28 protein-coding genes are annotated in these 26606 nt (G+C 62.8%); 16 read left to right on the forward strand and 12 right to left on the reverse strand.

What is annotated here, in order from left to right; translation table 11 throughout:
- Positions 1-15: 15 nt before the first annotated feature.
- The 3 genes from K3758_RS04245 to K3758_RS04255 are packed head-to-tail and all read left to right on the forward strand — an operon-like array spanning position 16 to position 2845.
- Complete coding sequence (locus K3758_RS04245; protein WP_259947936.1) at positions 16-1182, forward strand: ABC transporter permease; 1167 nt, start codon at positions 16-18, stop codon at positions 1180-1182.
- The gene (locus tag K3758_RS04250; RefSeq protein ID WP_259947939.1) at positions 1179-2114 is read left to right on the forward strand and encodes an ABC transporter ATP-binding protein; all 936 of its coding nucleotides are present in this window, start codon (positions 1179-1181) and stop codon (positions 2112-2114) included. Before K3758_RS04245 ends, K3758_RS04250 begins: the two co-directional genes overlap by 4 nt.
- Positions 2111-2845, forward strand: coding sequence for an ABC transporter permease (locus K3758_RS04255; RefSeq protein ID WP_259947941.1), 735 nt, complete (start codon positions 2111-2113; stop codon positions 2843-2845). Before K3758_RS04250 ends, K3758_RS04255 begins: the two co-directional genes overlap by 4 nt.
- A gap of 3 nt (positions 2846-2848) precedes the next feature.
- Here K3758_RS04255 and K3758_RS04260 read toward each other — a convergent pair whose 3' ends face one another.
- The 3 genes from K3758_RS04260 to K3758_RS04270 all read right to left on the reverse strand — a co-directional run bounded on the left by K3758_RS04260 (position 2849) and on the right by K3758_RS04270 (position 6270).
- Positions 2849-3544, reverse strand: a complete 696-nt coding sequence (locus K3758_RS04260; protein WP_259947942.1) for a haloacid dehalogenase type II — start codon at positions 3542-3544, stop codon at positions 2849-2851.
- A 72-nt stretch (positions 3545-3616) separates the two neighbouring features.
- Positions 3617-4921 carry an FAD-binding oxidoreductase gene (locus tag K3758_RS04265; protein ID WP_259947944.1) on the reverse strand — a complete coding sequence of 435 codons (1305 nt, stop codon included), beginning with the start codon at positions 4919-4921 and terminating at the stop codon, positions 3617-3619.
- The gene (locus tag K3758_RS04270; protein ID WP_120350403.1) at positions 4921-6270 is read right to left on the reverse strand and encodes a glutamine synthetase family protein; all 1350 of its coding nucleotides are present in this window, start codon (positions 6268-6270) and stop codon (positions 4921-4923) included. The genes K3758_RS04265 and K3758_RS04270 overlap by 1 nt, the downstream gene beginning before the upstream one ends.
- Positions 6271-6394: 124 nt before the next feature.
- On the opposite strand from K3758_RS04270, the gene K3758_RS04275 reads away from it, so the two are divergent.
- From K3758_RS04275 to K3758_RS04285, 3 genes are all read left to right on the forward strand, one after another.
- Positions 6395-7111: a GntR family transcriptional regulator gene (locus tag K3758_RS04275; RefSeq protein WP_259947947.1), complete on the forward strand. Its 717-nt coding sequence runs from the start codon at positions 6395-6397 to the stop codon at positions 7109-7111.
- Positions 7112-7209: 98 nt separating this feature from the next.
- Positions 7210-8292, forward strand: coding sequence for an alpha/beta hydrolase (locus tag K3758_RS04280; protein ID WP_259947949.1), 1083 nt, complete (start codon positions 7210-7212; stop codon positions 8290-8292).
- A gap of 93 nt (positions 8293-8385) precedes the next feature.
- On the forward strand, positions 8386-9303 hold the full coding sequence (locus tag K3758_RS04285) for an MYG1 family protein (protein ID WP_259947950.1): 918 nt from the start codon (positions 8386-8388) through the stop codon (positions 9301-9303).
- Positions 9304-9333: 30 nt separating this feature from the next.
- On the opposite strand, the gene K3758_RS04290 is transcribed toward K3758_RS04285, so the two are convergent.
- From K3758_RS04290 to motA, 4 genes are all read right to left on the reverse strand, one after another.
- Positions 9334-9672 (reverse strand): peptidoglycan-binding protein, encoded by a 339-nt coding sequence (locus K3758_RS04290; protein ID WP_259947952.1) that lies wholly within the window; start codon positions 9670-9672, stop codon positions 9334-9336.
- A gap of 176 nt (positions 9673-9848) precedes the next feature.
- Positions 9849-10274 carry a hypothetical protein gene (locus tag K3758_RS04295; RefSeq protein WP_259947954.1) on the reverse strand — a complete coding sequence of 142 codons (426 nt, stop codon included), beginning with the start codon at positions 10272-10274 and terminating at the stop codon, positions 9849-9851.
- A complete protein-coding gene (locus K3758_RS04300) occupies positions 10271-10534 on the reverse strand; it encodes a hypothetical protein (protein ID WP_259947957.1) in 264 nt (87 codons plus the stop codon). The genes K3758_RS04295 and K3758_RS04300 overlap by 4 nt, the downstream gene beginning before the upstream one ends.
- Positions 10531-11397 (reverse strand): flagellar motor stator protein MotA, encoded by an 867-nt coding sequence (gene motA, locus K3758_RS04305; RefSeq protein ID WP_120350409.1) that lies wholly within the window; start codon positions 11395-11397, stop codon positions 10531-10533. The genes K3758_RS04300 and motA overlap by 4 nt, the downstream gene beginning before the upstream one ends.
- A gap of 93 nt (positions 11398-11490) precedes the next feature.
- Here motA and K3758_RS04310 point away from each other — a divergent pair, with 93 nt between their 5' ends.
- The 6 genes from K3758_RS04310 to K3758_RS04335 all read left to right on the forward strand — a co-directional run bounded on the left by K3758_RS04310 (position 11491) and on the right by K3758_RS04335 (position 17217).
- Positions 11491-12591: a hypothetical protein gene (locus K3758_RS04310; protein ID WP_259947959.1), complete on the forward strand. Its 1101-nt coding sequence runs from the start codon at positions 11491-11493 to the stop codon at positions 12589-12591.
- Between the two features lie 186 nt (positions 12592-12777).
- Positions 12778-13245, forward strand: a complete 468-nt coding sequence (locus K3758_RS04315) for a MucR family transcriptional regulator (protein ID WP_120350411.1) — start codon at positions 12778-12780, stop codon at positions 13243-13245.
- 42 nt (positions 13246-13287) lie between these two features.
- Positions 13288-14217, forward strand: a complete 930-nt coding sequence (locus K3758_RS04320; RefSeq protein WP_067938892.1) for a flagellar motor protein MotB — start codon at positions 13288-13290, stop codon at positions 14215-14217.
- A 275-nt stretch (positions 14218-14492) separates the two neighbouring features.
- Complete coding sequence (locus tag K3758_RS04325; protein WP_067938894.1) at positions 14493-15125, forward strand: hypothetical protein; 633 nt, start codon at positions 14493-14495, stop codon at positions 15123-15125.
- 53 nt (positions 15126-15178) lie between these two features.
- Positions 15179-16537: a flagellar hook-length control protein FliK gene (locus tag K3758_RS04330; RefSeq protein WP_259947960.1), complete on the forward strand. Its 1359-nt coding sequence runs from the start codon at positions 15179-15181 to the stop codon at positions 16535-16537.
- A gap of 11 nt (positions 16538-16548) precedes the next feature.
- Positions 16549-17217: a flagellar hook assembly protein FlgD gene (locus K3758_RS04335; RefSeq protein ID WP_259947961.1), complete on the forward strand. Its 669-nt coding sequence runs from the start codon at positions 16549-16551 to the stop codon at positions 17215-17217.
- Positions 17218-17236: 19 nt separating this feature from the next.
- On the opposite strand, the gene K3758_RS04340 is transcribed toward K3758_RS04335, so the two are convergent.
- The 5 genes from K3758_RS04340 to flgF all read right to left on the reverse strand — a co-directional run bounded on the left by K3758_RS04340 (position 17237) and on the right by flgF (position 20875).
- Positions 17237-17806: a hypothetical protein gene (locus tag K3758_RS04340; protein WP_259947962.1), complete on the reverse strand. Its 570-nt coding sequence runs from the start codon at positions 17804-17806 to the stop codon at positions 17237-17239.
- Positions 17807-17886: 80 nt separating this feature from the next.
- Positions 17887-18657, reverse strand: coding sequence for a flagellar basal body L-ring protein FlgH (locus tag K3758_RS04345; RefSeq protein WP_120350413.1), 771 nt, complete (start codon positions 18655-18657; stop codon positions 17887-17889).
- Positions 18654-19313, reverse strand: a complete 660-nt coding sequence (flgA, locus tag K3758_RS04350; RefSeq protein WP_259947963.1) for a flagellar basal body P-ring formation chaperone FlgA — start codon at positions 19311-19313, stop codon at positions 18654-18656. Before flgA ends, K3758_RS04345 begins: the two co-directional genes overlap by 4 nt.
- Positions 19313-20098: a flagellar basal-body rod protein FlgG gene (gene flgG, locus K3758_RS04355; protein WP_067938908.1), complete on the reverse strand. Its 786-nt coding sequence runs from the start codon at positions 20096-20098 to the stop codon at positions 19313-19315. Before flgG ends, flgA begins: the two co-directional genes overlap by 1 nt.
- A 33-nt stretch (positions 20099-20131) precedes the next feature.
- Complete coding sequence (gene flgF / locus K3758_RS04360; protein WP_259947964.1) at positions 20132-20875, reverse strand: flagellar basal-body rod protein FlgF; 744 nt, start codon at positions 20873-20875, stop codon at positions 20132-20134.
- A 99-nt stretch (positions 20876-20974) separates the two neighbouring features.
- On the opposite strand from flgF, the gene K3758_RS04365 reads away from it, so the two are divergent.
- From K3758_RS04365 to K3758_RS04380, 4 genes are all read left to right on the forward strand, one after another.
- Positions 20975-22741, forward strand: a complete 1767-nt coding sequence (locus K3758_RS04365) for a hypothetical protein (protein WP_259947965.1) — start codon at positions 20975-20977, stop codon at positions 22739-22741.
- Positions 22742-22839: 98 nt separating this feature from the next.
- The gene (locus K3758_RS04370; protein WP_259947966.1) at positions 22840-24108 is read left to right on the forward strand and encodes a flagellar hook protein FlgE; all 1269 of its coding nucleotides are present in this window, start codon (positions 22840-22842) and stop codon (positions 24106-24108) included.
- 12 nt (positions 24109-24120) lie between these two features.
- Positions 24121-25536 (forward strand): flagellar hook-associated protein FlgK, encoded by a 1416-nt coding sequence (gene flgK / locus K3758_RS04375; protein ID WP_259947967.1) that lies wholly within the window; start codon positions 24121-24123, stop codon positions 25534-25536.
- Positions 25537-25543: 7 nt separating this feature from the next.
- Positions 25544-26605, forward strand: a complete 1062-nt coding sequence (locus K3758_RS04380) for a flagellin (protein ID WP_259947968.1) — start codon at positions 25544-25546, stop codon at positions 26603-26605.
- Position 26606 lies beyond the last annotated feature (1 nt).

A 26606-nucleotide genomic window follows, 5' to 3' on the forward strand; every position in this document is an offset into this window, starting at 1 on the left:
TCCGCCACGCGGACATTGACCGGCCCCGGCGCAGGGTTTTCTGCGCCGGGGCTTTTGTTCGCCGTGCTGGGCGCGGCGGCGCTGTTGACCCCCTTCATGACACTGGCGGCCAACCGCATCGTCGCGGGCGAGGGGGTGATGGCATGGCGCGTGGCCAGCTTGCCCGTGGTGTTGCCCGGTCTTGCCGCGATTGGCGCAGGGCTGGTCATGGGGCTGCCTGCGGGCCGCAATAGCCTGCGTATCGGCGGCGCGGTTTTTGGCTTGGGCGGGCTGCTTTGGCTGCTGACCCAAGGCGCGTCTGGCCTGCTGGCCGGGGCGGGTGAATATGCGCGTGTGTCACCTTCGGTAGGGTTTTGGTGTCTGCTGGTTGTTTTCATGTTGCTCATGGCCGATGCGTTGGCCGCGATGGCACCGGGGCCGCTGATGCGCGGCGGCGTTCTGGCGGCGGTGCTCGCGGTGCTGGGCGCGATCCTGTTGTCGGGCGCGCTGTCTGATCTGTCGGTGATGCGGGAATACGCCAGCCGGGCGGATGCCTTTGGCCGGGAGTTCCTGCGCCACCTCGGGCTGGCCTTTGGCTCTCTCGCCGCCGCGGCGGTGATTGGCTTCCCGCTTGGCGTGCTCTGTCACCGTCTTGTCGGGCTGCGCGGGGCTACCTTGCCGGTGCTGAGCTTTTTGCAAACCATTCCCTCGCTGGCCATGTTCGGGCTGATGATCCCGATCCTCGGCTGGGTGGGGGCCAATCTGCCAGGCGCGCGTGCGCTTGGCATCGCGGGCATCGGCTTTGCGCCCGCCTTTCTGGCGCTGGTGCTCTATTCACTGCTGCCTGTGGTCGGCAATACCGTGGCGGGGCTGGCCTCGGCTCCTCCGGCGGCGCTTGAGGCCGCGCGGGGCATGGGGATGACGCCGCTGCAACGGCTGATGCGGGTGGAACTGCCGCTGGGCCTGCCGATCATCCTTACCGGGCTGCGCATCGTTCTGGTGCAGAATATCGGGCTGGCGGTCATCGCTGGGTTGATCGGCGGAGGCGGGTTCGGGACGTTCGTCTTTCAAGGGCTGAACCAGACCGCGACCGATCTGATCCTGCTGGGTGCTTTGCCGACCGTGGTGCTGGCGCTTACGGCAGCCATCGTGATGGACATATTGGTCGAACTGACCCGCAAGACCCCAAAGGACAGCACATGATCGAGATCGACCGCATTACCAAGACCTATGGCGATATCCGGGCGGTGGATTCCGTGTCGATGACGGTGGAGACGGGCACGATCACGGTGATCGTTGGCACCTCTGGGTCAGGGAAAACGACGCTTTTGCGGATGATCAACCGGCTAGAGGAGCCGACCTCGGGCGAGGTACGGATCAACGGGGAATCCACCCTTTCGGTTAAGCCGCATATCCTGCGGCGGCGGATTGGCTATGCCATCCAAGGGCACGGGCTGTTCCCGCATCACACCGTGGGGCGCAACATCGGCGCGGTGCCGCAACTGCTGGGCTGGCCGCGCGACAAGATCGCGGCGCGGGTGGATGAACTTCTCGCGCTATTCTCGATGGACCCTGCGCAATTCCGCGACCGCTATCCGGCGGAACTGTCGGGCGGGCAGCAACAGCGTGTCGGTGTGGCGCGGGCCTTGGCCTCGCGGCCCGATCTTTTGTTGATGGACGAACCCTTTGGCGCGCTGGACCCGATCATTCGCACCCGCGCGCAAGAAGACCTGCGGCACATCCAGCAGCGGCTTGGCTCGACCATTATGCTGGTGACCCACGACATGGAAGAAGCGATCCGGCTCGGCGATCGCGTGGCGGTGATGGACGGGGGGCATCTGGTGCAGCACGGCACCCCCGCCGAGATCATCGCCGATCCTGCGACGGATTTCGTGGCGGATATGGTCGGCGATGTGGAACGGCCCCTGCGCCTGCTCTCTCTGATCCCCGTGTCTGAGTTGGTCGAAGAAGGCACCGCCGAGGGCATACCGCTGTCTGCCGACGCCAGCCTGCGCGACGCGCTCTCGGCCTGTCTGTGGTCCGGGCGCGGGGCGGTGCCGGTCGCGAGAGATGGCGTGCCATTGGGCCGGGTGACGCTGGATGCGATCCGCGCGCGGGCCGGGCAGCACGCATGAGGATCGGGTGGATCCTGCGGCCACTTCTTGTGGCGGTATTGCTGGCTCTGGTCCTGCGGCCTGAGTGGTTCACGCCGCTGCTCGCGCCCTTGGCCCCGGCAAATGGTCCGGTGATCTACACGCGCGCCTCTCTTCTGTCGCTCTCGCTGAGCCATTTGGCGCTGGTCGCGATGGCCTCGGCTGCGGCGACGGTGGTGGCGGTGACGCTGGCGATTCTTGTGACCCGGCCTGCAGGCGCGGCGTTCCGCCCGTTGTCACGCACCATCACCAACATGGGGCAGACCTTTCCGCCTGTCGCGGTTCTGGCGCTGGCCGTGCCCGCCTTGGGCTTTGGCGCAGGGCCCACGCTGGTGGCGCTGTTTCTTTATGGGCTTCTGCCGATTTTTGAGAACGCGGTGACGGGGCTGACCAATCTGCCGCCCGCAACGATGGAGGCCGCGCGCGGCATCGGGCTGAGCCGTTGGCAACGGCTGTGGCGGGTGGAACTGCCGCTGGCCCTTCCGGTGACGCTGACGGGCATCCGGCTGTCGGTGGTCATCGCACTTGGCACGGCGACCATTGGCTCGACCGTTGCGGCGCGGACCTTGGGTGAGGTGATCATCGCGGGGCTTTTGACCAATAACACCGCCTTCGTGGTGCAGGGCGGGCTGGCGGTGGGGCTGTTTGCGGTGCTGATCTATGACGCGATGGTGCAGCTTGAAACGCGGCTGGCGCGGCGCATGGGCGGCTGAGGCTCAGCCCCCGTTCGCGGCGATGATCTGCTCGGCCAAGTCTACCAGATCGTCCGAGAGGTAGTGCGGTTGCGGCACGTTTTCGGTCTCGATCAGGTTGTTGTTGGGGCGGGTCAGAAAAGCCCCCTTACAGCCCGCCGCCTGCGCGCCGATGGTGTCCCAAAGATGGCAGGCCACCATGCAAAGGTCATCGGTTTGTAGGTCCAACGCATCGGCCACCATCTGGTAGGTCGCCGGATGGGGTTTGAATTTTTCCACCTTATCGACGCTAAAACTGCGATCGAAGAAGTCAGCGATGCCAGCTTTCTCCAAAGGTGTCGGCGCGGGGGAGGGGGGCGAGTTGGTCAGCGTGACCAGCCGGAAACCTGCCTCGCGCAGCTTGCGCAGGGCGGGGGCGACATCCGGATGGGCGGGCATGGAGCCGATGAGGGATTTTAACTCGGCCACGTCCTCATCACTGATCGTCACGCCCTTGTTCGCGCCGACCATCCGCAAGACACCCCCCGCCAGCGCACCGAAGGGGGCATATCGGTCCGAGAGGGTCATGGTCTGCGAGTAGAGGATCAGCTCGGCAAACCATTCGCGCAGGACCGAGGCGTCGCCGAACACCCGCGCGAACAGCGGTTCCAGAGTTGTGATGTCGAGCAGGGTCTCGTTCACGTCGAAGACGATTGTAGAGACGGGTTTTTGATCGGGCATGGGGGTCCTTCCTGTCGCGGCGGGCGATGCGCCCGGTCATTGTGAAGAAACCCCCAGCCCTGTCAAAAGGTTTCAGACCCCCAAGCGGTCGCGCAGCCCGTACCACCATGAACCCATCACCGAATAGGGCACGCGCAACATGCGCCCGCCGGGGAAGGGGAACCACGGCACATTGGCGAAGACATCAAAGCGGGTCAGATCGCCGTCGATCGCTTCCGAAAGGATGCGCCCGAAGGTATGCGAGCCGGTCACGCCATGGCCGCTGTAGCCGTGCGCGAAATAGGTGTTGTCGCCGATCCGGCCCATCTGCGGGACACGGCTGAAGGACAGGGCAAAGTTGCCGCTCCAGGCATAGTCGATCATCACGTCTTTGAGTTGGGGGAAGACCTTGTCCATGTTCCGTTTGAGCTTGGCCTTGATGTCGCGCGGGTCTGCGCCGCCATAGACGGTGCCGCCCCCGAAGAGCATGCGTTTGTCGCCCGACAAGCGGTAGTAGTCGAGGATATAGCGGATGTCTTCGACGCAGGCATCGGTGGGCAGCAGCGCTTGAGCCTGCGCCTCGCTCAGCGGTTCGGTGGCCATGACTTGGGTCGAGACGGGCATCACGCGCGGGGTCAGCGTGGGCACCACATGGCCCAGATAGGCATTGCCGCAGAGCACCAGCGTCTTGCAGGTCATCGTGCCCTTGGCGGTTCTGACCACGGGGCGTGGGGCGTCGTGATCGACATCCGTCACGGGGGACATCTCATAGATCGTGCCGCCGTTTTTCTCAAACGCCGCCGCCTCACCGAGGGCGAGGTTGAGCGGGTGCATATGGCCGCCCGAATGGTCGATCAGCCCGCCTTCATAGAGGTCGGAATTGATGTGGGCGCGCAACTGGTCCTTGTCCAGCATCTCTTGATTGTCGATGCCGTAGCTCTGCCAGAGCTTCTGCCGCTCTTCCAACTCGCGCATATGCGCAGGCGTGAGGCCGGTGAAGATGTTCTTTTCCTTGAGGTCGCATTTGATGTCATAGGTGCGGACCCGCTCGCGGATGATCTCGCCACCCTCTTGCACCAACCCGGCCACGAAAGTCGCCGTGTCCTGACCATAGCGGCGTTTGATCGTTTGCAGGCTGGCGTTCAGCCCGTTGACGATCTGCCCGCCGTTGCGGCCCGAGGCCCCCCAGCCCACGCGCGCGCCTTCGATGATGGCGACCTTATAGCCCTTCTCGGCCAGATGCAGACCCGTCGACAGGCCGCTATAGCCCGCGCCGACGATGCAAACGTCGATCTCGTGATCGCCCTGCAATTCTGGGCGCTCAGGCGAGGGATTGGCCGAGGCCGCGTAGTAGCTTGACGTATGGCTGCCGTCACCGGCGTAGGGGGGACGAGACATCAGACGATCTCCAGATAGGTATCATATTCGAAATGGGTCACTTGCCGCGCGAATTTGCGCAGCTCTTGGGTTTTGCATTCGACCATCATGGTCTGCAACCGCGATGAGAAAATGCCGGGCACATCCGGCCCCTTGCGGAAGGCATCAATCGCCGTGGCCCAGTCGAGCGGCAGGTTGTCGAGCTTCATCGTATAGGCGTCGCCAGTGATCGGGGCGACGGGCTGCATGTCTTGCTCGATCCCCAAAAGCGCGCCGCCCAAGATGCTGGTCAGCACCAGATAGGGGTTCGCATCGGCCCCGGCGACGCGGTGTTCGATGCGCCGTGCCTTGGCGTCTCCGCCGGGGATGCGGATCGCGGCGGTGCGGTTCTCGTAGCCCCACGCTACATTGGTCGGCGCATGGGCACCCGGCAGCAAGCGGCGATAGGAGTTTTCATGCGGCGCGAAGGTCAGCGTGTTTTGCTGCATCGTTGCCAGCAGACCCGCCACGGCGTTGAGCATCAGGGCCGTGCCCTCATCCCCGCCATTGTCGAAGACGTTGACGCCGTTTTCATCTACCAGCGAGAAATGCACGTGAAAACCGCTGCCCGCCAGATCGCCATAGGGTTTGGCCATGAAGGTTGCGGCAAAGCCGTGTTTGCGGGCGATGCCGCGCACCAGCCGTTTGAACAGCACCGCGTCATCAGCCGCGCGCAGCGGGTCATCCACATGGCGCATGTTGATCTCGAACTGGCCCGCCCCATTTTCCGAGATCGCCGCATCTGCCGGGATGCCCTGCAATTCGCAGGCGTCATAGACCTCGTTCAGGAACTCATCGAAATGCTGCAATTCATCCAGCGACAGTGCGCCGTCGGAATCCAGCCGCTTGCCGGTCACCGGAGAGCAGGGCGCCTGCGGGTGATCCTCGGACGGATCAACGAGATAGAACTCCAACTCGGTCGCAACCACGGGGGTGAGACCGCGTGCCTTGAACTTGGCCGCCACTTCGGCCAGCGCCCGGCGCGGATCGCCGGGGAAGGGGGCGCCGTTTTCCTGACGCATCCAGAGCATCGCAAGCGCGGTCGGGCGCGAAGTCCATGTGATGGGCATCAAGGGGCGGCCCGTGAAATCGCACAGCCCGTCGGAATCCCCGGTCTCAAACACCAGTTCGCTGTTTTCGACGTCTTCGCCCCAGATATCCATGCCAACGATGGACAGGGGCATGCGCAGCCCGCCTTCGACAACCTTGGAGACTTGATCGGCTGGCACCCGCTTGCCGCGCATGGTGCCGTTAAGGTCGCAGACACAGGCAAAGATGGATTCGATTTCGGGATGTTGCGCCAGCCAGGCTTCGGCTTTGCTCTGAGACATGGGGTTCCTTTCGATATCGAACCTGAAAATGTGATACCATTTAGGGAAACGTCATACCACTATTCGCTTGTCTGTCAATCGCCCCGGAGCGTATGGTCAGCGGCGAAAGACCAAAGGCGGCCCGATGACCGACACCGAAAACGACGCGCTCAAGATTCCCGAAATCCCTGAGATTCCGGGCGGGACGACGCAGGAATATGTCTATGAGCGGCTGCGCAATGCGATCATGCTTGGCGCGATCACGCCCGGCACCTCGCTGACCATGCGCGGCATTGCAGAGCGTCTTGGCCTCAGCCCGACCCCGGTGCGCGAAGCAGTGCGGCGGCTGAGTTCGGAACATGCCATCCAGATCAAGGACAACCGCCGCCTGACCGTGCCGCTGATGACCTCTGACCGGTTCGAGGAACTGGTCGCCCTGCGCATCGCGGTCGAGACCCACGCCGCCCTGCGCGCCTTGCCCTATATCTCGGACATCGTGATCGACAGGCTGACCGAGATTGACGGCAGCATGGATCGGTTTGTGGCGGAACGGGACTCGGACCAACTGACGCTGCAGAACCAAGCCTTTCACCGGATGCTGTATTCGGTGAACCCGGCGCAGGCGTCCTTGCCGATGATCGAAAGCATCTGGCTGCAACTCGGCCCCTTTCAGCGGCAGGTCATCACTGAGGTGGCGGAATACTATCAGATTGACCGACATAAAGAGGTGTTAGCGGCACTTTCCGCACGCGATGGCGCAGCGCTGAGCGCGGCGATTGCCAATGACATCGTCGACGGTGTGCTCGACACGGGCCGCAAGCTGCTGGCGGCAGAGGCGGGCGGGGAAGCGGGCCAGATCTAGGTCCAGAGCGGCGTCTGGCCTTTGATCTATGAATTCCTTGGGTGATCAGGCTAGAACTGCGCCGAAGGATAGGGGAACGATGGGGGCTGGGGCGCGACATGCAAAGACATAGCATCGGGGGCAGGGGGGTACAGTCGCTCTGCGCGGTTTTGGTCGTCCTGCTGTCGGCCTGCGCGCCGCGCCCGGGCGGAGAGACTTTGACCGTCGTGCCGGCAGACGGCTCCGCGCGGTCTTTGGCGATCACCGTGGCCTCTACCCGAGGCCGCGACGCGCAGTCGGGGCATTATACCGATGCCCGGGCCCGTGGGCTCAATTATGAGCGGTTTACCATCGCCATCCCGCCAAATCATGAGGCCAGCAAGATCGAATGGCCTGACGAAGACCCCGACCCGAGCCGCAGCTTTGCGGTGACGGCGCGTGATCCCCTGCGCGGGCTAGATATCCGCCGACCAGGGCGGGCGCGGCAGGATGTGATGGTCTTTGTCCATGGCTACAACCAGACCTTTCCAGAATCGCTGTTCCGTTTGGCGCAGGTGGCGGCAGACGGGCATCTGCCCGAACAGCCGATCCTGTTTGCTTGGCCCTCTGCCGGAACCGTGGTGGGCTATGTCGCCGACAAAGACGCAGCGGCCTATTCGCGCGATGAACTGGTCGCCATGCTCGGTACCCTCGCCGCTGATCCCGATGTGGGGGAGATCACGCTTTTCGGGCACAGCATGGGCGGCTGGCTGGTGGCCGAGGCGCTGCGGCAATTGCGCCTGTCGGGGCAAGATGAGGTGATCGCACGGCTGAGCGATGTCGTGCTTGCGGCACCCGACATCGACGTGGATGTCTTTCGCAAACAGATTGAGGTGATCGGGCCGCTTGATCCACCCATGGCCATCCTCGTCGCGCCGGATGATCGGGCGCTGCGCATCTCGGCGGGTCTTGCCGGGGCGCGTCCTCGGATCGGGCGGACCAATGCCAGCACGCCTGCGGTGCAGGCGCTGGCCAAACGCTATGGTGTTTTGCTGGTCGATATCTCGGCCATTGGCGCGGTGGATGGCACCCATCACAACCGCTTTGCGTCTCTCGTGCAGTTGATGCCGGAAGGGGGCGATAGGCTGGCGGAGGCCCGTGCACAGGTCGGTGCCTTCATCCTCGATCCCGTCTCGGCCACGCTGGTCGCGCTGTCGCGCTAAGGCGGGCGGCTTGCACTTGGCCCGCGCCGCGCAGTATGGGGGCGCGAGCCGACCTAAAAGACCGATTTCCCCAGCCCGAGCGGAGCCAGCCCCATGACCATCACCCATCTCGTCACCCATTCGGGCGGCTTTCACGCGGATGAGCTTTTGTCCTCCGTCATTCTGACGCGGCTCTACCCGGAAGCGACCCTGCTGCGCAGCCGTGACGTCCAGTGGATCACGCCGGGCGCAGGGCGGATCATCTATGACGTAGGCCGCGATTATGACGCCGAGGCGTTGATCTTTGACCACCACCAACGCCCCGGCCCGCTGCGCGAAGATGGCCAGCCCTTCAGCTCTTTCGGGCTGATTTGGCAGCACTATGGCCGCGACTATCTGCGCAGCTTTGACCTGCCCGAGGCCGACCTTGAGGATATTCACCGCAGCTTCGACCAAGGTTTTGTGCTGCCGGTTGACCTGATCGACAATGGCGCGCTTGAGCCGTCGGTGGCGGGGCCGCTGGCGGGCATGACCCTGCCGGTGCTGTTGGAGACACTGAAACCCGTTTTCGATGAACGGGGCGAGGGTGCCGACGACCGCGCGTTCATGGCCGCTTTACCAGTTGCCCGCGCCTTTGTCGAAGCCGCGATCAAAGGCAAAGCCGCCAAACGCCGGGCCGAGTCGATGGTGATGCAGGCCATTGAGGCGGCAGGCAGCGGGCACGTGTTGGAATTGCCGACGGGCATGCCCTTCCGCTCGGCGGTGGAGAAGGCCGGAGCGGATCATCTGCTTTTCGTCGTGCACCCGCGCGGGGAGGATTGGGCGCTGACCACGATCCGCAAAAGCGGCGACAGTTTCGAGGCCCGCGCCGATCTGCCCGAGGCTTGGGCCGGGTTAACGGATGCCGAATTGGAGGCTGCAAGCGGAGTGCCGGGGGCAAAATTCTGCCACAACGCGCGCTTCATCGCCGTGGCGGCAACCCGAGAGGCAGCGCTGCGCATGGCCGAACTGGCGGTCGCGCAAGCCGAGTAAGGCCGAGGCCCCAAAGGGCCCCGGCAGAGGTCACATATAGGCGTCGGAGGTCAGGAAAAACATCGTTTCGCTGACCTGTATCTCATGGGCGAAAGTCCATGTCGGCGCATGACGCTGGTAGCGGTCGGAGGCCATGAGCGCGCGAAAGCCCGCTGCGGTCCCCGGCCCCCATGCGCCATCAATCGCCCCCGTGTAGTAGCCTTCGTGTTTGAGGCTGTCTTGCACCATCCGGCGCGCGCCCAGATCGCGGCTTTGGAACAGGGTCTGCACCTCGGCAAGGGTCACCTCCGCCGATTGCGCGTAGAGCGGGCTGACACGCAATGACGCAGCACCGATAGCGGCGGCGGTGAAAAATCCTCTTCGCTTCATCGTAATTCCTCTCAAACTATACCGAAGCCGAAATACGAACTCATCGGCCTCGGCGCCCCTCCCCGGGGCGGCATATACAATGCGGTTTTGATGGAATCGAATTGCGGTTTTTTCTTGTCCGATATTCGCTATTTAGGGGAATTTTCGGAAATAGTTCCCGTAAATGGATAGGCCCGCTAGCGCTGATCGTCGAGCCAGATCGACAGGAATCCTTCGGCTTGGGCAGCCGTTTCGGCTTCTTGCAAAGCCTGCTTGTGGGCCTCGGCGCGGCGGTTGCGGATCAGGTCAATGCGCTTGGCCTCGGCGAAGAGCCCGTTCAGCCTGTCGTGGATGCCCGCGCTATCGGCGCGCAGCCGATCGGCCTCGGCCTCTTTGCGGTGGATCGTTTCCGAGACGTTGCGGATGAAGGCCGAGACCACGCGTGTCGATTCCACGGCATCGGGGTCGCCACGGTCATTCAGCTGCTCCATCAGACTGTGGCGTTCGTTTTCGATCTGGGTCAGGGCGCGGTTCACCTCGGCCATCTCCAGCGCCACATTTTCCATCTCGAAGCGTTTGAGCCGCGACAATACGGCCAGCCCGTCGCCGCGCCGCGGTTTCACGGCTTGGCGCCCTGCGACAGAACAATGAGCCGCTCGCGCATCCGCTCAAGCACCTCAGGGTCAAGCAGCGGTAGCCCCGCCATCGGGGGAACATGGCCGATCACCCCGTGCCGACGCATGGAATTGGGCAGGCGGGCTTCTGCTTCGGCTGCCTTGTCGACCTTTTCTGCGCCTTTTTCGTCGTCCGTGCTGGCGGCCAGCCCCGGCCCGGCAAGAAGCGCGACGAGCGCAATCAGGGGCAGGGGCTGGGCGCGCATCATACCGCGGGCAGTTCGCGCTGCGAGGCCTCCACGGCGGAGAAGTTCGGCTGTTTCGTCGTGGGGATGTTGCCGCGGCCCAATTCGATGCAGATGCCGGGGGGGTGGCCCGCCACGATGGCCACGATCACGTCGCGGATCACGGTATATATCGCGCCGTCTTCCTCTTCGATCTGCTCCAACCGGCCCGCGATGGGCTGTACCATGCAGTAAGCAAGGAAGACCCCAAGGAAGGTGCCCACCAAGGCCCCGCCGATCATCGCGCCAAGGATCTCTGGCGGCTTGTCGATCGAGGACATGGTTTTGATTACCCCCAGCACCGCCGCGACGATGCCGATGGCGGGCAGCCCGTCGGCCATGCTCTGGATCGCGCTGGCAGAGACGAGCGATTCATGGTGGTGCTTCTTGATCTTGCGGTTCAACACGTCTTCCATTTGAAAACGGTCGTCGAATTGCATCGACATCATGCGGAAGCTGTCGGCGATGAGGTCGGTCAGAAAATGGTCTTTCATCAGCTTGGGGTAGCGTTGAAAGATCGGGCTGGCCTCGGGGTTTTCGATATGCTCGTCCATCGCGACGATGCCCTTGGTCTTATAAAGGCGCGCCAGTTCGAACATCAGCGCCAGTAGATCGTTGTAATCCGCCGCCTTCCACCGCGGCCCCTTGATCACGCGCATCACGCCGACCAGCGATGACTTCACCACCGAGAAGGAGTTGGCGATCACGAAAGCCCCGAGAGAGGCGCCGCCGATCATCATGCCTTCATAGGGTAGGGCGTGCAGGACGATGTCCATATTGCCCCCCGACAGCATGAAGCCGCCAAAGACCAGACCGAAGACCATTACAAGACCAAGCAAGAGTGTCATTGCTGCACACGCCTCCAAAAAGAAACTATTCTTACTTTATCCTTGAGTGAATGGGTCTATACAAGTATTATCTAGAAAAGAACTTGGGTTTCTATGATGAATAGTGGTTTTTCGGTCAAAGAAGAGTTGAGGAATGATGTCGACGCTCTGCAAGAGCCCGACGCCTTCGCCTATTTCGTCGACCCCTCCGAGCTTTCGGTGCTCGTGCAGGGTTGGCCCGAGGAGATGCGGCTGCTGCTTTGCATGGATGCGGGCGGGCTTTGTGAGTTCGTGGTCTTTCACAATGACGAAGAGCACGCGGTCTTTGACCGGGTTGCGGATATCCTTGATCGTCCCGTGGGCAGCTTTGCCGTCAGCCCCGAAGTTGAGGGGCATCCCTGCCGCAGGTTGTTGTTTTCTGAGGAAAACGCGCTGTTGAAGGCGATTCAGGAAAGCAAAACACTGGAAGAAACGGCGGCGGATTACCTGATCAATTACAACTTCGCCCGCGAAGAGGGCTTGGATTTCGACGAGTTGATGCGCCAGCGCCCTGAGTTGGAGCAGTTCCAGCGCGTCAGCACCAACAAGATCTTTCCCATCGGCACCCGCAAGCGCCGCAAGCTGCGCACGGGCCCGCCCGAAGGTTATATGCCCTCCGCCGAGGTGCAGCCGGGTGAGTGTTTCTATGTGCGCCTTGAAATGTGGCTCGCCGGGGGGCGGATGCGAATCGCGGCCAGCCCGGAAAAGCCGCTGCCCATGGTGCCGACCTTGGTGCGTGACATTGCGTTCCGTGATGATTTTGCATCGGTCTACATTCCCCGCGACACGCTCGCGGCGGAGTGGCGGCCCAAGGATAACATGGTGATCGACATCCCGGCCGAGCTTTTCCCCGCCGGGTTCAGCGACAGTTGTGAGCGGCGCGAAGTGAAGGTCTCGGTCATGCCCCGCGGTATCTTTGTCGAATTCGGCGCACACATTGACGTGCCCCCGGCACCCGAGCCTGAGTTGCTCGACCCCGCGACGTTGACACCGCAGCCGCCCGCACCGCGCAAGAGCCTGTGGAAGTCCCTGCATATCCCGCTGATCGCGGTGGCAGGGCTGGGGGTGACCGGTCTGTTCAGCACGATCATCGCGCAGACGACGGGGAATGACGTGGCCCCCGATCCGGCCCCGAAAAGCGCGATTTTCAAAACCGTCGCGCAGATGGAGCCGTGATGCATTCTGCACGATATGGCGGAAAAGTGCTTGCCAATGCTTGCGCGGGTTCCAAATACAATTCGAATCGTGATAAGAATAAACGGCAAAGAATTGTTTATCTTTGCTGCGCCCCTTGCGAAGCGCTTCTTGAATGCTTCGCGAACCTTGCAGAAGGCAAGATTAACTTAACAAGGAAGTTGCTTCATGCCTAATGTACCCCCCAAGCAGAATCTAAGCGATACCGCGATTGCGACCATCGTTTCGGGTTTCGCCAGCCGCAGCGATGTGACGATCGACGATATTTTGACCTTGGTCGAACGTCTGCGCGCCACCCCAGCTGACGCCCCTGCCACCGCATTGGCCAATATCCCCGCCGCCGTCGCGCCCATCGCGCCCAAGGCCCAAGGCATGACTGCCGCGCCGGGTGAGCAGCCGATGACCGATGACACGATCTTTTGCCTGTGCTGCGGCAAGGGGTTCAAAATGCTCAAGCGTCACCTCGGGGCCGAACATGGGCTGACCGAAGCGGAATACCGCGTGATGTTCAGCCTGCCCGCCGACGCGCCGCTGGTCGCGCCGAGCTACTCCAAGCGCAAGGCCGAATACGCCAAACGCGCAGGGTTGGGCAAATACAGCCGCGACAAGTCGGACAACAACGCAGAGCTTTCCTGATCTGGCCCCGGGCCCGATCTTGCGTAGTCGGGAGGCCGTGTGATGGCTGACAAAAAGAACGCGATGATCATCATCAAGCGCTACGACGCGGAGGGCGGCCATGCCCACCACGGCGGCGGTTGGAAGGTGGCCTATGCGGACTTCATGACCGCGATGATGGCGTTTTTCCTGCTGTTGTGGATCCTCGCCGCCTCGGATGAGGAAAAGCTGCGCGGTCTGGCCAATTACTTTACGCCGACGGTGTCGGATGGGGGCTCCTCCTCGGATGCGGCGGCGGACCTGCGTCCGCTGATGGCCGCTGGGGTGATGACCGGCGCGGTCGACAACACTGGCAATGTGCAAAAGCCGACCTTTGGCCGGGACAACCCGATGATGGTTTTTGACAGCCGCCTGCGCGACAAACCGGCGGCAGTGGTCGTGGAATATGCCGAAGCGCCCGAGCCTGCGGCAGCCGCCGATCCCGCTACATTGGCCGCGATCGAGGAATCCGAGCGCCGCCAGTCCGAGATCGACCGCATGGCCGAAGACATCGCCGAGCGGATCACCTCGGACAGCGCGCTGAATGATCTGGCGCGCAATGTCCGGTTGGAGAAATCGAACGGGGCGCTGACGGTTCAGGTGCTGGATCAGGATGAGCGGTCCCTCTTTGCGCGGGGCAGTGCGGACGTGACCCCCAAGACCCGTGAATTGCTGCTGGCCATCGGTGATGTGATCGCCGATCAGAACCAGCCGGTCGAGATCGTGGGCCATACCGATGCCGCCGCCTTTGGCGCGAACAACGGCTACACGAACTGGGAATTGTCGGCAGATCGTGCGAATGCCACGCGTCGCACGCTGATGGCTGCGGGGATCGCTGGCGCGCGCTTCATGCGGGTTTCCGGTGTGGCCGACACGCAACCGATCAACACAATCGATCCCTTGGCCTCGGAAAATCGCCGCATCTCGATTCGCTTGGTGTACCAGGCCGAGTAGCCCTTGTTTTCAAGGCTCTATCGGCCCGGTTGTGCGTAATTCAAGCCTCGACAAAAGTGCGACATACCTGCCGCTGATTCCCAAAAATAATATCCGGTCTTGAAAAATTGTTGACGGTCAAGGTCTTGCGATCTAGACCTAAAGCAATAAACGAGCACCGGGCACCTAAAAAACTTTTAAAAAACGCCCGGATAAACCATGGACAGAATGTCCTGAACGAGGCGGAAATGCAGGTAAACTCACTTATAGGTGGCATCTGGAAGGGTGCCTGCCACATGGATTCATCGGCCGATGGCCGTCATTTCAACATGCTGATCCGGGCGCTGATCCCGGTTCAAGCTTCGGTCTTCGAGATGCAGGATTGGGCCGGTCACCCGGTGGCAATGCCTGATTGCATCGAACCGATCCCGGGCATCTGCCTTGGCGATATCCTTGCCGAAGAACTCGACGCCGATGTGCCTTATGGCTCGCTCGTCGTCATTCGCAAAAGCGACAATTTCACCAATATCTCCCAAGCCGCCGGTGCGCTGGTGGGCGAAGTCTTGATCGGGATCATCGGACGCGGACTGTTCCCGATGATGGACGAAGACAGCGTTCTGCATGCATTGGGTCAGGCATATCATCATGCGGCAGAGGCGGATGAGCTGCTCAAGCTGGGGCTTGAGCCTGCGGCCTTCCGCATGGGGCTGAGCGCGGTTTTGGGGCAGTACTGGGGCCGTCCTGTCGACAGTCACTCGGTCTTTGCGGCACAGCCCGCCGAGAGCGCACAGATTTCGCTGCGGGCCCTGACCGGCACAGAGACACCCGTGACCCTCAATCAGTGGACTTTGCGGTTGAAAGCCCTTGTTGAAGGCCGCAGCGCGCGCCGCGCCTTCGAAGATCAGCGCGGAAACGTGCGGATCTCCTGATCCCAAAAGGGCCTTCGGGTTCCCTTGTGGAAGCCTAAGTTGGAGGACGTCAAATGATTGCTCAGCTTCAGGCAGCACCAGCGGTGCCAAGTGTCCCAGGTCTCGGGCAGCCGTCCCCAAAAGGGGCGGCCGAAGGCTTTGCCGCGCTGATGCAGGGCATGGCGGGGCAGGAGGCCGCGCCAGAGCCGCAGGTTCAGGGCATGCAAACCCCCTTGCCGGAGACAGACACCGCCGAGGATGCGCTGCCTGAGGGGATCGACCTTGAGACGGCAGAGGGGCTGATGGCCCTGATGGATCACACCATCGCGGGGCTGGAGGAGGCCAACCACCCGATCACCCCAAAGGCCGCACTCGCCGCATTTGCCGAAGCCTTGGGCGCGGCGCCGCCCGACAGTGTCGGCGCGTTGGAAGCGGTGGCCCAAATTGACGACCTCAGCCTTGAGGCCGCGCTGGAAGAGAAACTTGGCCGTGCCCTGCGCATCCCGACGCCGACCAGCCAGCTTAGCATCGCGTCGGCGGTGGTGCCGGTCGTCGGACGGGTCGCCATCGTCAGGGGGCCGGTCTTGGGGATGGCCGAAGGGGCCGCGCCGGCTTTGCAAATCGATGGGATCGTTGGTCAAGTCGCCGCCAAGCCGGTAACCTCGGGCGACACGCCGGTCCTGCGGTTGACGCCTGATGCGACTACAGAAAGGGTCGTCGCTGCGCCCGCCGCCTCTGCCGCTCCCACCGCGGCTGCCGAGGCCAGTACAAGTCCCATCCCGCAGGTGGACTTGAGCGCGGAAGCCGCAGATCCCCGCATCACCGCCGCCGCCGACCGGTTCAGCGCCGCTGTCGATGCCGCCAAGGCACCCCAGCCCGGCGCGAATGCCCCGGCAGCCGAGGCCGCGCTGCGCGAAGTGGCCGCTTTGACCGCGCTGCAGGCCCCCCAGAGTGAGGGGCTTCGCCTCAGCCCGCCGCAGCCGACACCCGCGCCGAACCCCGCCGCCGCGCCAGATGAGCAACTGCGCCAGCATGTCAGCCAGCAGATCCGCGGCCTCGACACCGCGGACAACAAGCTGCGCTTCTCGCTCTCGCCCTACGGCATGGGCGAGATCGAGATCGAGGTTGTGCGCAGTGAGGCGGGGCGCATGCAGATCGCCATGACCACCGAAAGCGCCTCGGTGCTGAACATGTTGCGGCAAGACCGCGAACAACTGCTGGATGCGCTGCAGTCGCGCGGCATCAGCGCCGATAACGCCGATCTAGATTTCCAGACCTTCGGGGACCGGGGCCGCAACGGCGGGCAGCAGCATGGGCCAGAGTTCACCCAAAGAGCAGCGCAGGCCGATGATGCGCCGGGCACTGACGCCCAGCCCTTGGCGCAAACCCCCAGCTCAAACTTGAGCGCCGGGCAGTTGGATATCCTCACCTGAAAGGCGAGACCATGATTGACGCGACCACAGCAAGCACCCTGAGCACCGCCAACACCTCGGCGGCGGCGACCTCTTCGGCAGAGCTTCAAGAGAGCTACAACAGCTTTCTGACCCTACTGACGGCGCAGATCTCAAACCAAGACCCCCTGAACCCGGTGGATTCGACGCAGTTCGTTTCGCAGTTGGCGCAATTGACCCAAGTCGAGCAGAGCATCGCCACCAACGCGAGCCTTGAGCAGATCAGCGCGATGCTTTCCACCGTCGGCGCGATGTCGGACCTGCAATTGATCGGGCGCGACGTGCTTGTCCCCTCGAGCCAAGTGCGCATGACTGAAGATGAATTCCCGCTGAGCTATCAGCTCAATGCCGGGGCGGAGGATGTGACCGTCCGCATCTATTCCCAAGACGGCAGCCTGATCCGCGAGATGCCCGGCCCCTCTACCGCAGAGGGGGAGGTGATCGACGTGGATTGGAACCGCCTCGATTCAGTCGGCCTGCCGGTGCCGCCCGATACTTTCCGGGTTGAGATCACGGCGACGGATGCCGCTGGCAATGACGTGGGGGTGACCCCGTTGACCCGGTCCGAGGTGACGCGGGTGAACTTCACTGCCTTGGGGCCGGAGTTGGAGTTGGATAACGGGGAATCCGTGCTGTCGAACGTGGTGCGTTCGGTTCTGTAAACCTGCGGCGCGGCGCGGGTCAGAGCCGCGCCACATCCTGTTTGTAGAGCGATACGAACATCACATCGTCGACGCCCTTATGCTCTTTGCTGATCAGATCGCGCAGCAACCGCGAGAGGGCTTCGCTGTCAATCGCCACCCCGCGCAGCACAGCGCTTTCGGCGGCGAGGTTCATCGCCTGCAAAAGGGAATCGCGCATCCGCGTCGCATCTTCGACCCGGCGGTAGCGTTCGGCCAATTCCAGCGTTCCCATCTTCAGCGCGAAATCCGCCACGATATAAGAGACGCTGTTGGTCTTCTCTACCGGGATCGTCATCTGACCAAGCCGCACCACGGTGCGGTCCTTGGCCAGTTCATAGCTGTCCATCGGCGCTTGGGCCTCATCCTTGGCGGATGCCTCGCCATGGGCGTCTTTCTCGGGGGTGTGGCCCGCGTCTTTTACCACCTCATCCGCGCCAAGGGGGGCGTTTTCATCAATCTCTGTTCCCGCCGCTTCGGCTGGGGCAGGGCCAAGGGCCAGACCGGCGCCATAGCCTGCGCCCATGCAAAGCAAGGGGAGTGCTACGAATGCGATTGCTGCCTTTTTCATGTTCGACCTTTCCTGAGCTTTCGTCAGGTTTAACGGTCGATTGCGACGGCAATGGTCTCACTTTGTGACCAAGTCGCGAATTAATAGGGCAGGATCACATCCATCGCATCTTCGCCGTAACTGCGCTCTTGGGCGCGCGAAAGCGTGCCACGACCGCCATAGGCGATGCGGGCCTCGGCGATCTTGTCATAAGAGATGGTGTTGTCATCGCGGATGTCGGCAGGGCGCACGATCCCAGCCATGCGCAGCTCACGCAGCTCTTGATTCACCATGATTTCTTGGCGTCCCGCGACCACAAGCGTGCCGTTGGGCAATTTGTCGATGACCAAGGCGGCCACTTTAAGCTCGATCTGTTCGTTGCGCGAAATGGCGCCAGAGCCGCTTGCCTCGGAGGCCGAGCCGATCTCGACGACATCGCCGCTCGGTAGGTCGGCTGCGCTGATTCCGGGCAGAATTGCGGCAATTTTCGCGCCATAGCCAAAGAATGTCGGGAAACCGATAGAGCTTGCACCCTCGCGCTCGCGGTCGGTTGAGTTGCGCAACTGCGCGCGGTCGTCGATTGAGATCACGACCGTGACGATATCGCCGATATCATCGGCGCGCTGGTCCGCAAACAACGCTTCGCTGCGGGCCGAGAAGAGCGAGGCTTTGGCACTGCCGCGACGTGGCGGCTCCATCGCGACGGCGGGCATCGGCACCTGAACGCGGGCCACCTCGGGGATGGTTTGCCCATCCACCACGATCGGCGAGGGCTGCGGATCGCGGTCGAAGTGATCTGCGGTATCGCAGGCGGTCAGGGCAAGGGCCGCGCCCAACATCAAGACAGAGGGGCGCGCGAAAGCGGTGGTCATCGAATGATCTCCACGGTCCCTTCGCCGGTGGCGATGCCGGTGACCGTTTTGTTGCTGACAAGGTTCACGATACGGATTTCCTGCCCCTCATGCGCATCATCAAGCGCGCGCCCCGGAGAGGAGAGGGCCAGAAGCCCGTCGCTGAAATAAATATCCACCCGTTCGCCCCGGTTGATGACCAGGGGCTGGATGATGGACTGGATCTGGATTGGGCGGCCCGGCGTCAGTACGCGGCGGACCTGTTTGCCGATGACCTCTTCCATATCCGTCATCACATAGGTGCCGATGCGGCCCACGGGCAGGCGCATGACGGTCAGGTCGTCTTCCATGATGATTTCATCGGGCAGCAGGCGCGTGAGCGGGACAGGGACCGGCATGGTCACAAGGGCATAGCCGCCGATGCGCTGCACCTCGCCCGTCTCAAGCACCGCATTCGCCAGAAATTTGCCGCTGCGCGGGTCCATCCAGAACTCTGCCAGCGTCAACACGGCGTCAGCTGGGGCGTCCTTGACGGTGATCTCGAACTCGCCGTCTTGCGGCAGGCTGTCGGCGTAATCCGTGCGCGCGCGTTCCTCGACCAACACGCCGATGGGGGCCGACAGGGCAGGGCCCGTCAGCACCATCAGGCCAAGGAAGAGGGCGGCGAGCCGTTTCATTAGCGGATTTGGTTCGCAGCCGAGAGCATCTGGTCTGCGGTCTCGATTGATTTGGAGTTCATCTCATAGGCGCGCTGCGCCGAGATCAGATCGGTGATCTGCTGGATGACATTCACGTTGGACGCCTCAAGATAGCCCTGACGGATCATCCCCGCGCCCGGATCACCGGGGTTCACCACCTGCGCCTCGCCCGAGGCTTCGGTCGCCAGCAGGAAGTTGTTGCCCACCGGGCGCATCCCCGGCTCGTTGACAAAGGTGGTCAGGCTGAACTGGCCCAGTTCCACCGGCACGGGATCGTTTTCGACATAGGCCATGACGACGCCCTGTTCGTTGATCTCGACCGCTGTGGTGTTTTCGGGCACGACCATGCCCGGCTCGACACGGTAGCCCTGCATGGTGACGATCTCCCCCTCGGGGGAAAGTTGGAACGACCCGTCGCGGGTATAGGCGGTGCCGCCATCGGGCAGCGTGACCGAGAAATACCCACGCCCGTCGATAGCGACGTTAAGCTGGTTCTCGGTGGCAACCATGCCGCCTTGGGTATTCAGCCGCACGGTGCCTGCGGTCTGCACGCCCATGCCGATATCGATGCCCACGGGGCGGGTCGATCCGGCCTCGGAAGTGACAGCGCCCTCGCGCTGCATGGATTGATAGATCAGATCCTGAAAGGCGGCGCGGCTGGCTTTAAATCCGGTGGTGTTCGCGTTGGCGATGTTGTTCGAGATCACATCGACATTGGTCTGCTGCGCCATCATGCCGGTTGCGGCGATGCTAAGTGCCTTCATTGTCTCGTTCCTTCCGTTTCACGGATGTCGGGGTCAGACCGCCTGCGCGATCCGTTTGAGCGAGTCGCGGCGCAGGTCGTCCGCATTGCCCATCATGGTATTGGTGCGCTCATAGGCGCGTTGCACGTCGATCAGCCGGGTCATCTCGCGCACCGGGTTGACGTTGCTAAGCTCCAGCGTGCCTTGGCGCACCTGCACGGCTTCGGCCACGGCGGGATTGGCAGCGCCCTCGGGCGCAACCAGCATGCCGCCGCCAAGACGCTTGTAGCTTTGGATTTCAGGGATATTAAAAACGCCGATACGGCCCAGCGGGCCGGTCTCACTGCCCGAAATCGTGCCGTCTTCGGAAATGTTGATGTCGCCTATGCCCGCGGGGGGCAGTTGGATCGGCGCACCGCCCGCGTCGAGTACTTTGGCCCCCGACAACAGGGTCAGATTGCCCTCAGGGTCGAGGACAAAGCTGCCATCGCGGCCAAAGGCCTGCTGCCCGTCGGCGGTTTGATAGCTGAACCACCCCTCACCATGCAGCGCCACATCCAGCGGGTTGCCGGTCTGCGACAGCGCGCCGGGGCGGGTGTCGATGTAGGAGCCTGTGTCGCTGACGAATGCCGCCTGATCGTCGCCAAGCGCTGTGTTGTCCTGCAACAGCGCTTCGAACACCACATGCTCGCCCTTGTAGCCTGCGGTGCTGGCGTTGGCGATGTTGTTGGCGGTGATGTCGAGTTGGCGCTGAAGGGAAGTCGCCAGCGACATGCTGATATGGCTGGTTTCCGTCATGGCGGGCCTCAGTTTGGGCAAGGATGGCGTGACTTTATTGAAGGTCAGTGTGAAATAAAGAATGGATCTTTACAAGAATAAAGTGCATCTATTCATAGAATGAAGCATCTGCACAACATTGTCCTTGGTCTCTCTTTGATCTTGGCCGCGCCCTTGGCGGGGGAGGAGGGCGCTATCTTTGCGCCTCTGTCCTTGGTGGAACATGGGCAGGAGGATTTCCTTGCCGCCCGTGAGACGCTGATGATGCAGCTTTTCGCCACGACCGATCCGGATGCCTCCCAGCGGGCCGCGGCGCTGCTGGACCTTTCGGAATTGCACCTTGCATGGATGATGCGCCCTGAGGCGGCAGGCTTTTTGGCGGCGCTCGACGGCGAGGCCCTCAAAGGTGACGCAGCGCGGCGGCATCGAACATTGAACCTCGCCCTTGCTTTGTTGGAAGAGGACGCGGGCGCGGGCGGAGATTTGGGGCAGGCGGTGTCTTGGTCCGTCGGGTGGAGCGAGGGGCAGGCCCTGCGGGCAGCGGCCTTTGCCCGGCTGGGGGCGGCGGAGGAGGCGGCGCGTTTGATGCCGCGCACGTTGGAGAGTCTCGGCGCCCTGTCACCCGCGATCCAAGCCGCGGTCCTGCCGGACCTGCTTGAGGCGGCTTTGGAGGCCGAGAATTGGGATGTGGCGCAGGCACTGGCCGCGCAGTTTCCTAAACATGCAGAGTTGCGCGATGGCCCCGCCTATCGCTACCTGCTGGCCCGCGCGTCAGAAGTGTCGGGCGATCTTTTGATGGCCTTTGAGGGCTATGTCCAAGCCGCGCAGGGCCGCGATCTCTATGCGCAACGGGCGCGGCTCGCGCTGGTTCGGATGGGGCGAGAAACCGAGACTTTGCCGGGGAAAGATGCACTGTCGCTGCTGAAAACCGCGCGCTGGATGTGGAGCGGGGATGACCTTGGCCGCGAGGGCGCGGTGCTGCTGGCCGAGGTCGCGACAGAGCAGGGCGATACCGATACCGCCCTTTGGGCCTTGCATAATTTGCTGCGCAGCGCCCCTGATGATGAGGCCGACGCGCTACGCGCACAGGCGCGGGATATCTATGGCGCATTCTACGCGGCGGGCGCCGCAGGTGAACTCGATCTGGGGCCGTTCCTTGAGGGGCACGCCCGTATCAGCGCCCGCTGGCGCTTTGATCCGGGTTTTGTGGAAAATGCCGTCGCCGTGCCGCGGCGCCTGCTGGGCACCGGGATGACCGCCCTTGCTGCGCGCGAGTATCGCGCGTTGCGTGAAATGGTCGAGGCTCTGGAGGGGGTCGGGACGCATGCCCCCGATGCAGCTCTTTTGGCCGATCTGCGCCGCGGCGAGGCCCGCGCGCTTTTGGCGGGCGGGCAGGCAGATGCGGCCGTAGATTTACTGAGCGGCTATGCCGACGATCAGGGGGCCGAGGCCGAAGCTCTTTTGGTCGAAGCCTTGGCGCAGGCGGGCCGCACGGATGAGTTGGCCGCCCTGCGGCTGCGCGCCCAAGACATGGACCTGCGCCGCAGCCGTGCCGTGGCTCTATACGAGACCGGCAAATGGGGCGCGGCCCGGCAAGCCTTTCTTGAAATGTGGGAGGCCCATCCCCCGCAGTTCGCCTTTGCCGATGCCACGCGCCTGACCCTTGCCGCCTATCAGGCGGGCGATAGTGAGACCGTCGCCCGGGCCGCCGCGGCCTTTCCCGCGCTTGCCGAACTGCCCGGCTGGGCAGACCTCGCCACCGGGCTCGGCGCGCAGCCCCGAGGGGAGGGGCCGCGGGGATCAGACGTGATGCGGCTGAGTATGGAAAGCGCGGATCGTATCCTTGATGCCGTGACCAAAGTGACGGACGTCAAGGAAAGTCAGTGACATAAATATCAAATGCGAATTTTATTCTTGCTTTGGTCATGAAAAGTCGGCTTTGTCATGTATAACCCAAGAATAACAAGAACGAGCAGGATCAAGTCATGAGCATTACAAGCGCCCTTCAGATCGGGGTCAGCGGGTTGCAGGCCAACTCCTCCCGCGTCCAGAATATCTCTAGCAATATCGCCAACGCCAATACGGTCGGTTATCGGCGGACCTTCTCGGAATTCGTGACGCAGAACACCGGGTCGACGCAGGCGGGGGTGCTGACGGATGTGCGGGCCGATATCTCGGCCAATGGCAACATCATGGGCACCGGTCGCTCAACGGATCTGGCGGTGCAGGGCGATGGCTTTTTCGTCGTGTCGCGCAACCCCAATGATCCTGTCGAGTCCAATTACTACATGACCCGTGCGGGATCCTTTACCCCGGATCAGGACGGCAACCTGCGCAATTCGGCGGGTTATTTCCTGTCGGGCTTTCCCACCGATGCAGCCGGGGCCACCGGAAGCGTCAGCAGCACCAGCTACAATGACCTCAGCACTGTGAATGTGGCGAGCTATCAGGTTCAAGGCACGCCCAGCACCCGCGTTGGCGTTTCGGGCAATGTGCCTGCGCAAGAGACCGGCGCCGGCACCACCGGCACGGCCTTCGAATCCACCCTGCGCTATGTGAACCAACTGGGCGGCAGCGATGCGCTGAACCTGTCTTGGACACCGGGGGCCACGGCCAATGAATGGACCGTCAGCATCAGCGATGAAGCGGGCAATAACTACGGCGATGCGACGGTGAATTTCACCGACAGCGGCGTCAATGCGGGCAGCCCTGAGAGCTACACGCCCGGCACCCTGCCGATTGACCCCGCGACCGGCGTTGTGACCCTGCAGATCAACAACGGCGGCACCCCACAGCCGCTTGAGATCGACTTCGGCGCGCCCGGCACCTTTGAGGGGATGACCCAGTTCTCGGGCGATTACACGCCTCCGGCTTTTGCGGATGACGGCACCGAGACCGGCAGCCTTGAGCGGGCCGAGATGAGCGATAGTGGCATCCTTTACGGGGTCTTTGACAATGGCCAGCGCCGCGCGCTGTTCCAAGTGCCGCTTGCCAATGTTGCCAACCCCGACCAGATGCGCTCGGTCGATGGCAACGCCTACGTTGCCACCCGCGATTCCGGCGCGGTGAGCATTGGCAATCCGATGCTGAACGGTCTGGGCAGCATCAACAGCGGCGCGCTGGAAGGCTCCAACGTGGATATCGCCCAAGAGCTTACCGACCTGATCCAAACGCAGCGGGCCTATTCCTCAAGCGCCAAGATCATCACCACCAGCGACGAAATGCTGAGTGAAACGCTAAGTATCAAACGCTAACCCGGTGCATGAATGAGCATCTCATCCGCCTTTAGCATTGCCCGCAGCGGGCTGAGCACGACAGAGGGTCGCGCCAACCTTGTTGCGGGCAATATCGCCAATGCGCAAACCGAAGGTTACGCCCGCCGTGAAGCGGCGCAGGTCTCCACCAACGGTCAAAGCGGAACGGTCGAGCTGCGCATCGCGCGGCAGGTGGATGAACGCCTTGCAGGCTTGTCGCGGAATGCTTCGGCTGAACTGGGTCAAGCCTCTGCCACAAACGAGATTCTCGGCAGTTACCTGATCACGTTGGGCGAGCCGGGCGATGAGGTTTCCCCCGCCGCCCGTCTGGCGGAGTTTCAGGCCGGTCTCGACCTTTTGGCGAACAACCCCTCCGATCCTGCGGCGCAGAACGACCTGCTGTCGCGGACCGAGACCTTGGTGCACAGCATCAACAAGGCCGCCATCGAGCTTGAAGCCAGCCGCGGACAGGCTGGCGATAGACTTGTGTCAAGCGTGGGCGAGGTGAACGCGGCGCTGTCGGATATTGCCGAACTGAACGAACGTCTGGCGCTTGCCGGGTCCAATCCCACCGGCACCAGCGGGCTGATGGATGAGATGAACCGCCGCCTCGATGCTTTGGGCACGCAGATGGATTTCCAAAGCCGTTGGGAAGCGGATGGAACGCTGACGCTGCACACCACCGGCGGCACGGAACTGGTCCATGGAGAGACCGCCGTCACGCTGAGCGCCAACCGCGATACCGGGCGGCTGATGGCCGGGGACATCGACATCACGCCAAACAGCACCACCGCGCGCGGATCCGACAGCGGCCGCCTTGCGGGGCTGAGCGGGTTGATCGCCAATGACCTGCCGCAGATGAAACTGCAGCTGGATGAACTCGCCCGCGGTCTGGTGCAGAGTTTCGAGGCCGCCGATGCCTCTGTCGGGGCCGGGCAGCCGGGGCTGTTCACTGACGCGGGTGGCGCATTTGACCCGGCGCAATTGGATGGGCTGGCCGGGCGGCTTTCGACCAACAACAGCGTTCAGCCCGACAAGGGCGGCGCGCTGTGGCGTCTGCGCGATGGCGTCGGGGCCACAATCCCCGGAGAGCCGGGCGACACCACGCAATTGAACGCCTTCGTCGATGTCCTTGAAACGGGGATGACCTTCGACGCGGCGACCGGCCTTAGCACGAATGCGCGTCTGGGGGATTTCGCCGCTGATCTGGTCAGCCAGCAGAACGTCCTGCGGGTCAGCGCCGACGCGCAGGCCAAGACGGCTCGCGTGCGGCTTATCACCTTTGAGGACAACCGGAGCAGCATTGAAGGCGTCAACGTCGACACCGAATTGCAAAAGCTCTTGGAAATCGAACAGGCCTACGGCGCCAATTCGCAGGTGCTCAGCAGCCTGAGCGACATGCTCGATACCCTTTTGGCCAGCGTGTGAGGATAGGATGACCGAGATTTCCCGCACCGTTTCCACCGCCCTGCAAAGCCTGCGCCAGCGCGAGCAGACCAGTCGCCTCGCCGCCGAAATTTCGGACGTGTCAAAAGAGGTGACGACCGGACTGAAGGCCAACCCCTACGACGATCTGGGCCACCGTTCGGCCGATGCCATCGCGATCCGGATGCAGATAACCCGCAACGATGGTTTCCTGACCTCCAATGCGCTTTTAGATCGTCGCTTTCTCGCCGTGGAAACCTCGCTCGGCGCGATGCGCGATGTCGGTCAAAGTGTGCTCGAGCAAGCCTTCACCACCGACAACGCGGGCGGGCTTTCGGCGACCTATCTGTCGCAGGCGGCGCGCACGGCGCTTGACCAAGTGTTGGAACGTGCAGCGGTCAGCGACAGTTCCGGTTTCCTGATGTCCGGCACCCGAAGCGACACCAACCCGCTTCAGGCATGGGACGAGATCAACCCGCGCACGGGGGAATCCCCGGCCATCGCAGTGGATCATATGATCGGCGGCCCCCTAACGGACATGGCCGACGTGCAGCGCGCCATCGACGATCTGAAGGCGGGGTTTGGCGATAGTTCAATGTTCCCAAACCATAATTTCGAAAACACCTTTTACAACGGCGCACCGACGGGCAATCCGCCGCTGACCTCGCGCACCTCTGAGACCCAGACGCTGAGCCAAGGTGCGCAGGCCAATGACCCGGCGATCCGTGATCTGATGCGCGGTTTGGCCATGCTGAGCGCGGTAAACCCCAGCGATATCCCCGATGAAGCCGCCCGTGATGCGTGGCTAACCGAGGCCCGCAGCGCCATCGGCGCGGGGCTCGAAGGGCTGACCGATCTGGAAACCCAGACCGGCCTGAAACGCGGGCAACTGGCCGATACGATCTCGGCTCAGGAAAGCCGGGCGCTGTTTCTCGACGCCGAGGTGATGAATCTCGAAGGCGTCGATCAATATGACGCAGCCACCCGTCTGACCCAATTGCAAAATCAACTCGACTCCAGCTTTGCCGTCACCGCGCGCCTCTCGCGCCTGTCCTTTTTGAACTACCTTTAAC

It is taken from the genome of Sulfitobacter sp. W002, from assembly GCF_025142135.1.
Classification (GTDB): Bacteria; Pseudomonadota; Alphaproteobacteria; order Rhodobacterales; family Rhodobacteraceae; genus Sulfitobacter; species Sulfitobacter profundi.

Excerpts from the sequence above, each read along its gene's own strand:
- K3758_RS04250 (WP_259947939.1), top strand. The coding sequence starts at position 1,179 with ATGATCGAGATCGACCGCATTACCAAGACCTATGGCGATATCCGGGCG.
- K3758_RS04255 (WP_259947941.1), top strand. The coding sequence starts at position 2,111 with ATGAGGATCGGGTGGATCCTGCGGCCACTTCTTGTGGCGGTATTGCTG.
- K3758_RS04260 (WP_259947942.1), bottom strand. The coding sequence starts at position 3,544 with ATGCCCGATCAAAAACCCGTCTCTACAATCGTCTTCGACGTGAACGAG.
- K3758_RS04265 (WP_259947944.1), bottom strand. The coding sequence starts at position 4,921 with ATGTCTCGTCCCCCCTACGCCGGTGACGGCAGCCATACGTCAAGCTAC.
- K3758_RS04270 (WP_120350403.1), bottom strand. The coding sequence starts at position 6,270 with ATGTCTCAGAGCAAAGCCGAAGCCTGGCTGGCGCAACATCCCGAAATC.
- K3758_RS04275 (WP_259947947.1), top strand. The coding sequence starts at position 6,395 with ATGACCGACACCGAAAACGACGCGCTCAAGATTCCCGAAATCCCTGAG.
- K3758_RS04280 (WP_259947949.1), top strand. The coding sequence starts at position 7,210 with ATGCAAAGACATAGCATCGGGGGCAGGGGGGTACAGTCGCTCTGCGCG.
- K3758_RS04285 (WP_259947950.1), top strand. The coding sequence starts at position 8,386 with ATGACCATCACCCATCTCGTCACCCATTCGGGCGGCTTTCACGCGGAT.
- K3758_RS04290 (WP_259947952.1), bottom strand. The coding sequence starts at position 9,672 with ATGAAGCGAAGAGGATTTTTCACCGCCGCCGCTATCGGTGCTGCGTCA.
- K3758_RS04300 (WP_259947957.1), bottom strand. The coding sequence starts at position 10,534 with ATGATGCGCGCCCAGCCCCTGCCCCTGATTGCGCTCGTCGCGCTTCTT.
- motA (WP_120350409.1), bottom strand. The coding sequence starts at position 11,397 with ATGACACTCTTGCTTGGTCTTGTAATGGTCTTCGGTCTGGTCTTTGGC.
- K3758_RS04310 (WP_259947959.1), top strand. The coding sequence starts at position 11,491 with ATGATGAATAGTGGTTTTTCGGTCAAAGAAGAGTTGAGGAATGATGTC.
- K3758_RS04315 (WP_120350411.1), top strand. The coding sequence starts at position 12,778 with ATGCCTAATGTACCCCCCAAGCAGAATCTAAGCGATACCGCGATTGCG.
- K3758_RS04320 (WP_067938892.1), top strand. The coding sequence starts at position 13,288 with ATGGCTGACAAAAAGAACGCGATGATCATCATCAAGCGCTACGACGCG.
- K3758_RS04325 (WP_067938894.1), top strand. The coding sequence starts at position 14,493 with ATGGATTCATCGGCCGATGGCCGTCATTTCAACATGCTGATCCGGGCG.
- K3758_RS04330 (WP_259947960.1), top strand. The coding sequence starts at position 15,179 with ATGATTGCTCAGCTTCAGGCAGCACCAGCGGTGCCAAGTGTCCCAGGT.
- K3758_RS04335 (WP_259947961.1), top strand. The coding sequence starts at position 16,549 with ATGATTGACGCGACCACAGCAAGCACCCTGAGCACCGCCAACACCTCG.
- K3758_RS04340 (WP_259947962.1), bottom strand. The coding sequence starts at position 17,806 with ATGAAAAAGGCAGCAATCGCATTCGTAGCACTCCCCTTGCTTTGCATG.
- K3758_RS04345 (WP_120350413.1), bottom strand. The coding sequence starts at position 18,657 with ATGACCACCGCTTTCGCGCGCCCCTCTGTCTTGATGTTGGGCGCGGCC.
- flgA (WP_259947963.1), bottom strand. The coding sequence starts at position 19,313 with ATGAAACGGCTCGCCGCCCTCTTCCTTGGCCTGATGGTGCTGACGGGC.
- flgG (WP_067938908.1), bottom strand. The coding sequence starts at position 20,098 with ATGAAGGCACTTAGCATCGCCGCAACCGGCATGATGGCGCAGCAGACC.
- flgF (WP_259947964.1), bottom strand. The coding sequence starts at position 20,875 with ATGACGGAAACCAGCCATATCAGCATGTCGCTGGCGACTTCCCTTCAG.
- K3758_RS04365 (WP_259947965.1), top strand. The coding sequence starts at position 20,975 with ATGAAGCATCTGCACAACATTGTCCTTGGTCTCTCTTTGATCTTGGCC.
- K3758_RS04370 (WP_259947966.1), top strand. The coding sequence starts at position 22,840 with ATGAGCATTACAAGCGCCCTTCAGATCGGGGTCAGCGGGTTGCAGGCC.
- flgK (WP_259947967.1), top strand. The coding sequence starts at position 24,121 with ATGAGCATCTCATCCGCCTTTAGCATTGCCCGCAGCGGGCTGAGCACG.
- K3758_RS04380 (WP_259947968.1), top strand. The coding sequence starts at position 25,544 with ATGACCGAGATTTCCCGCACCGTTTCCACCGCCCTGCAAAGCCTGCGC.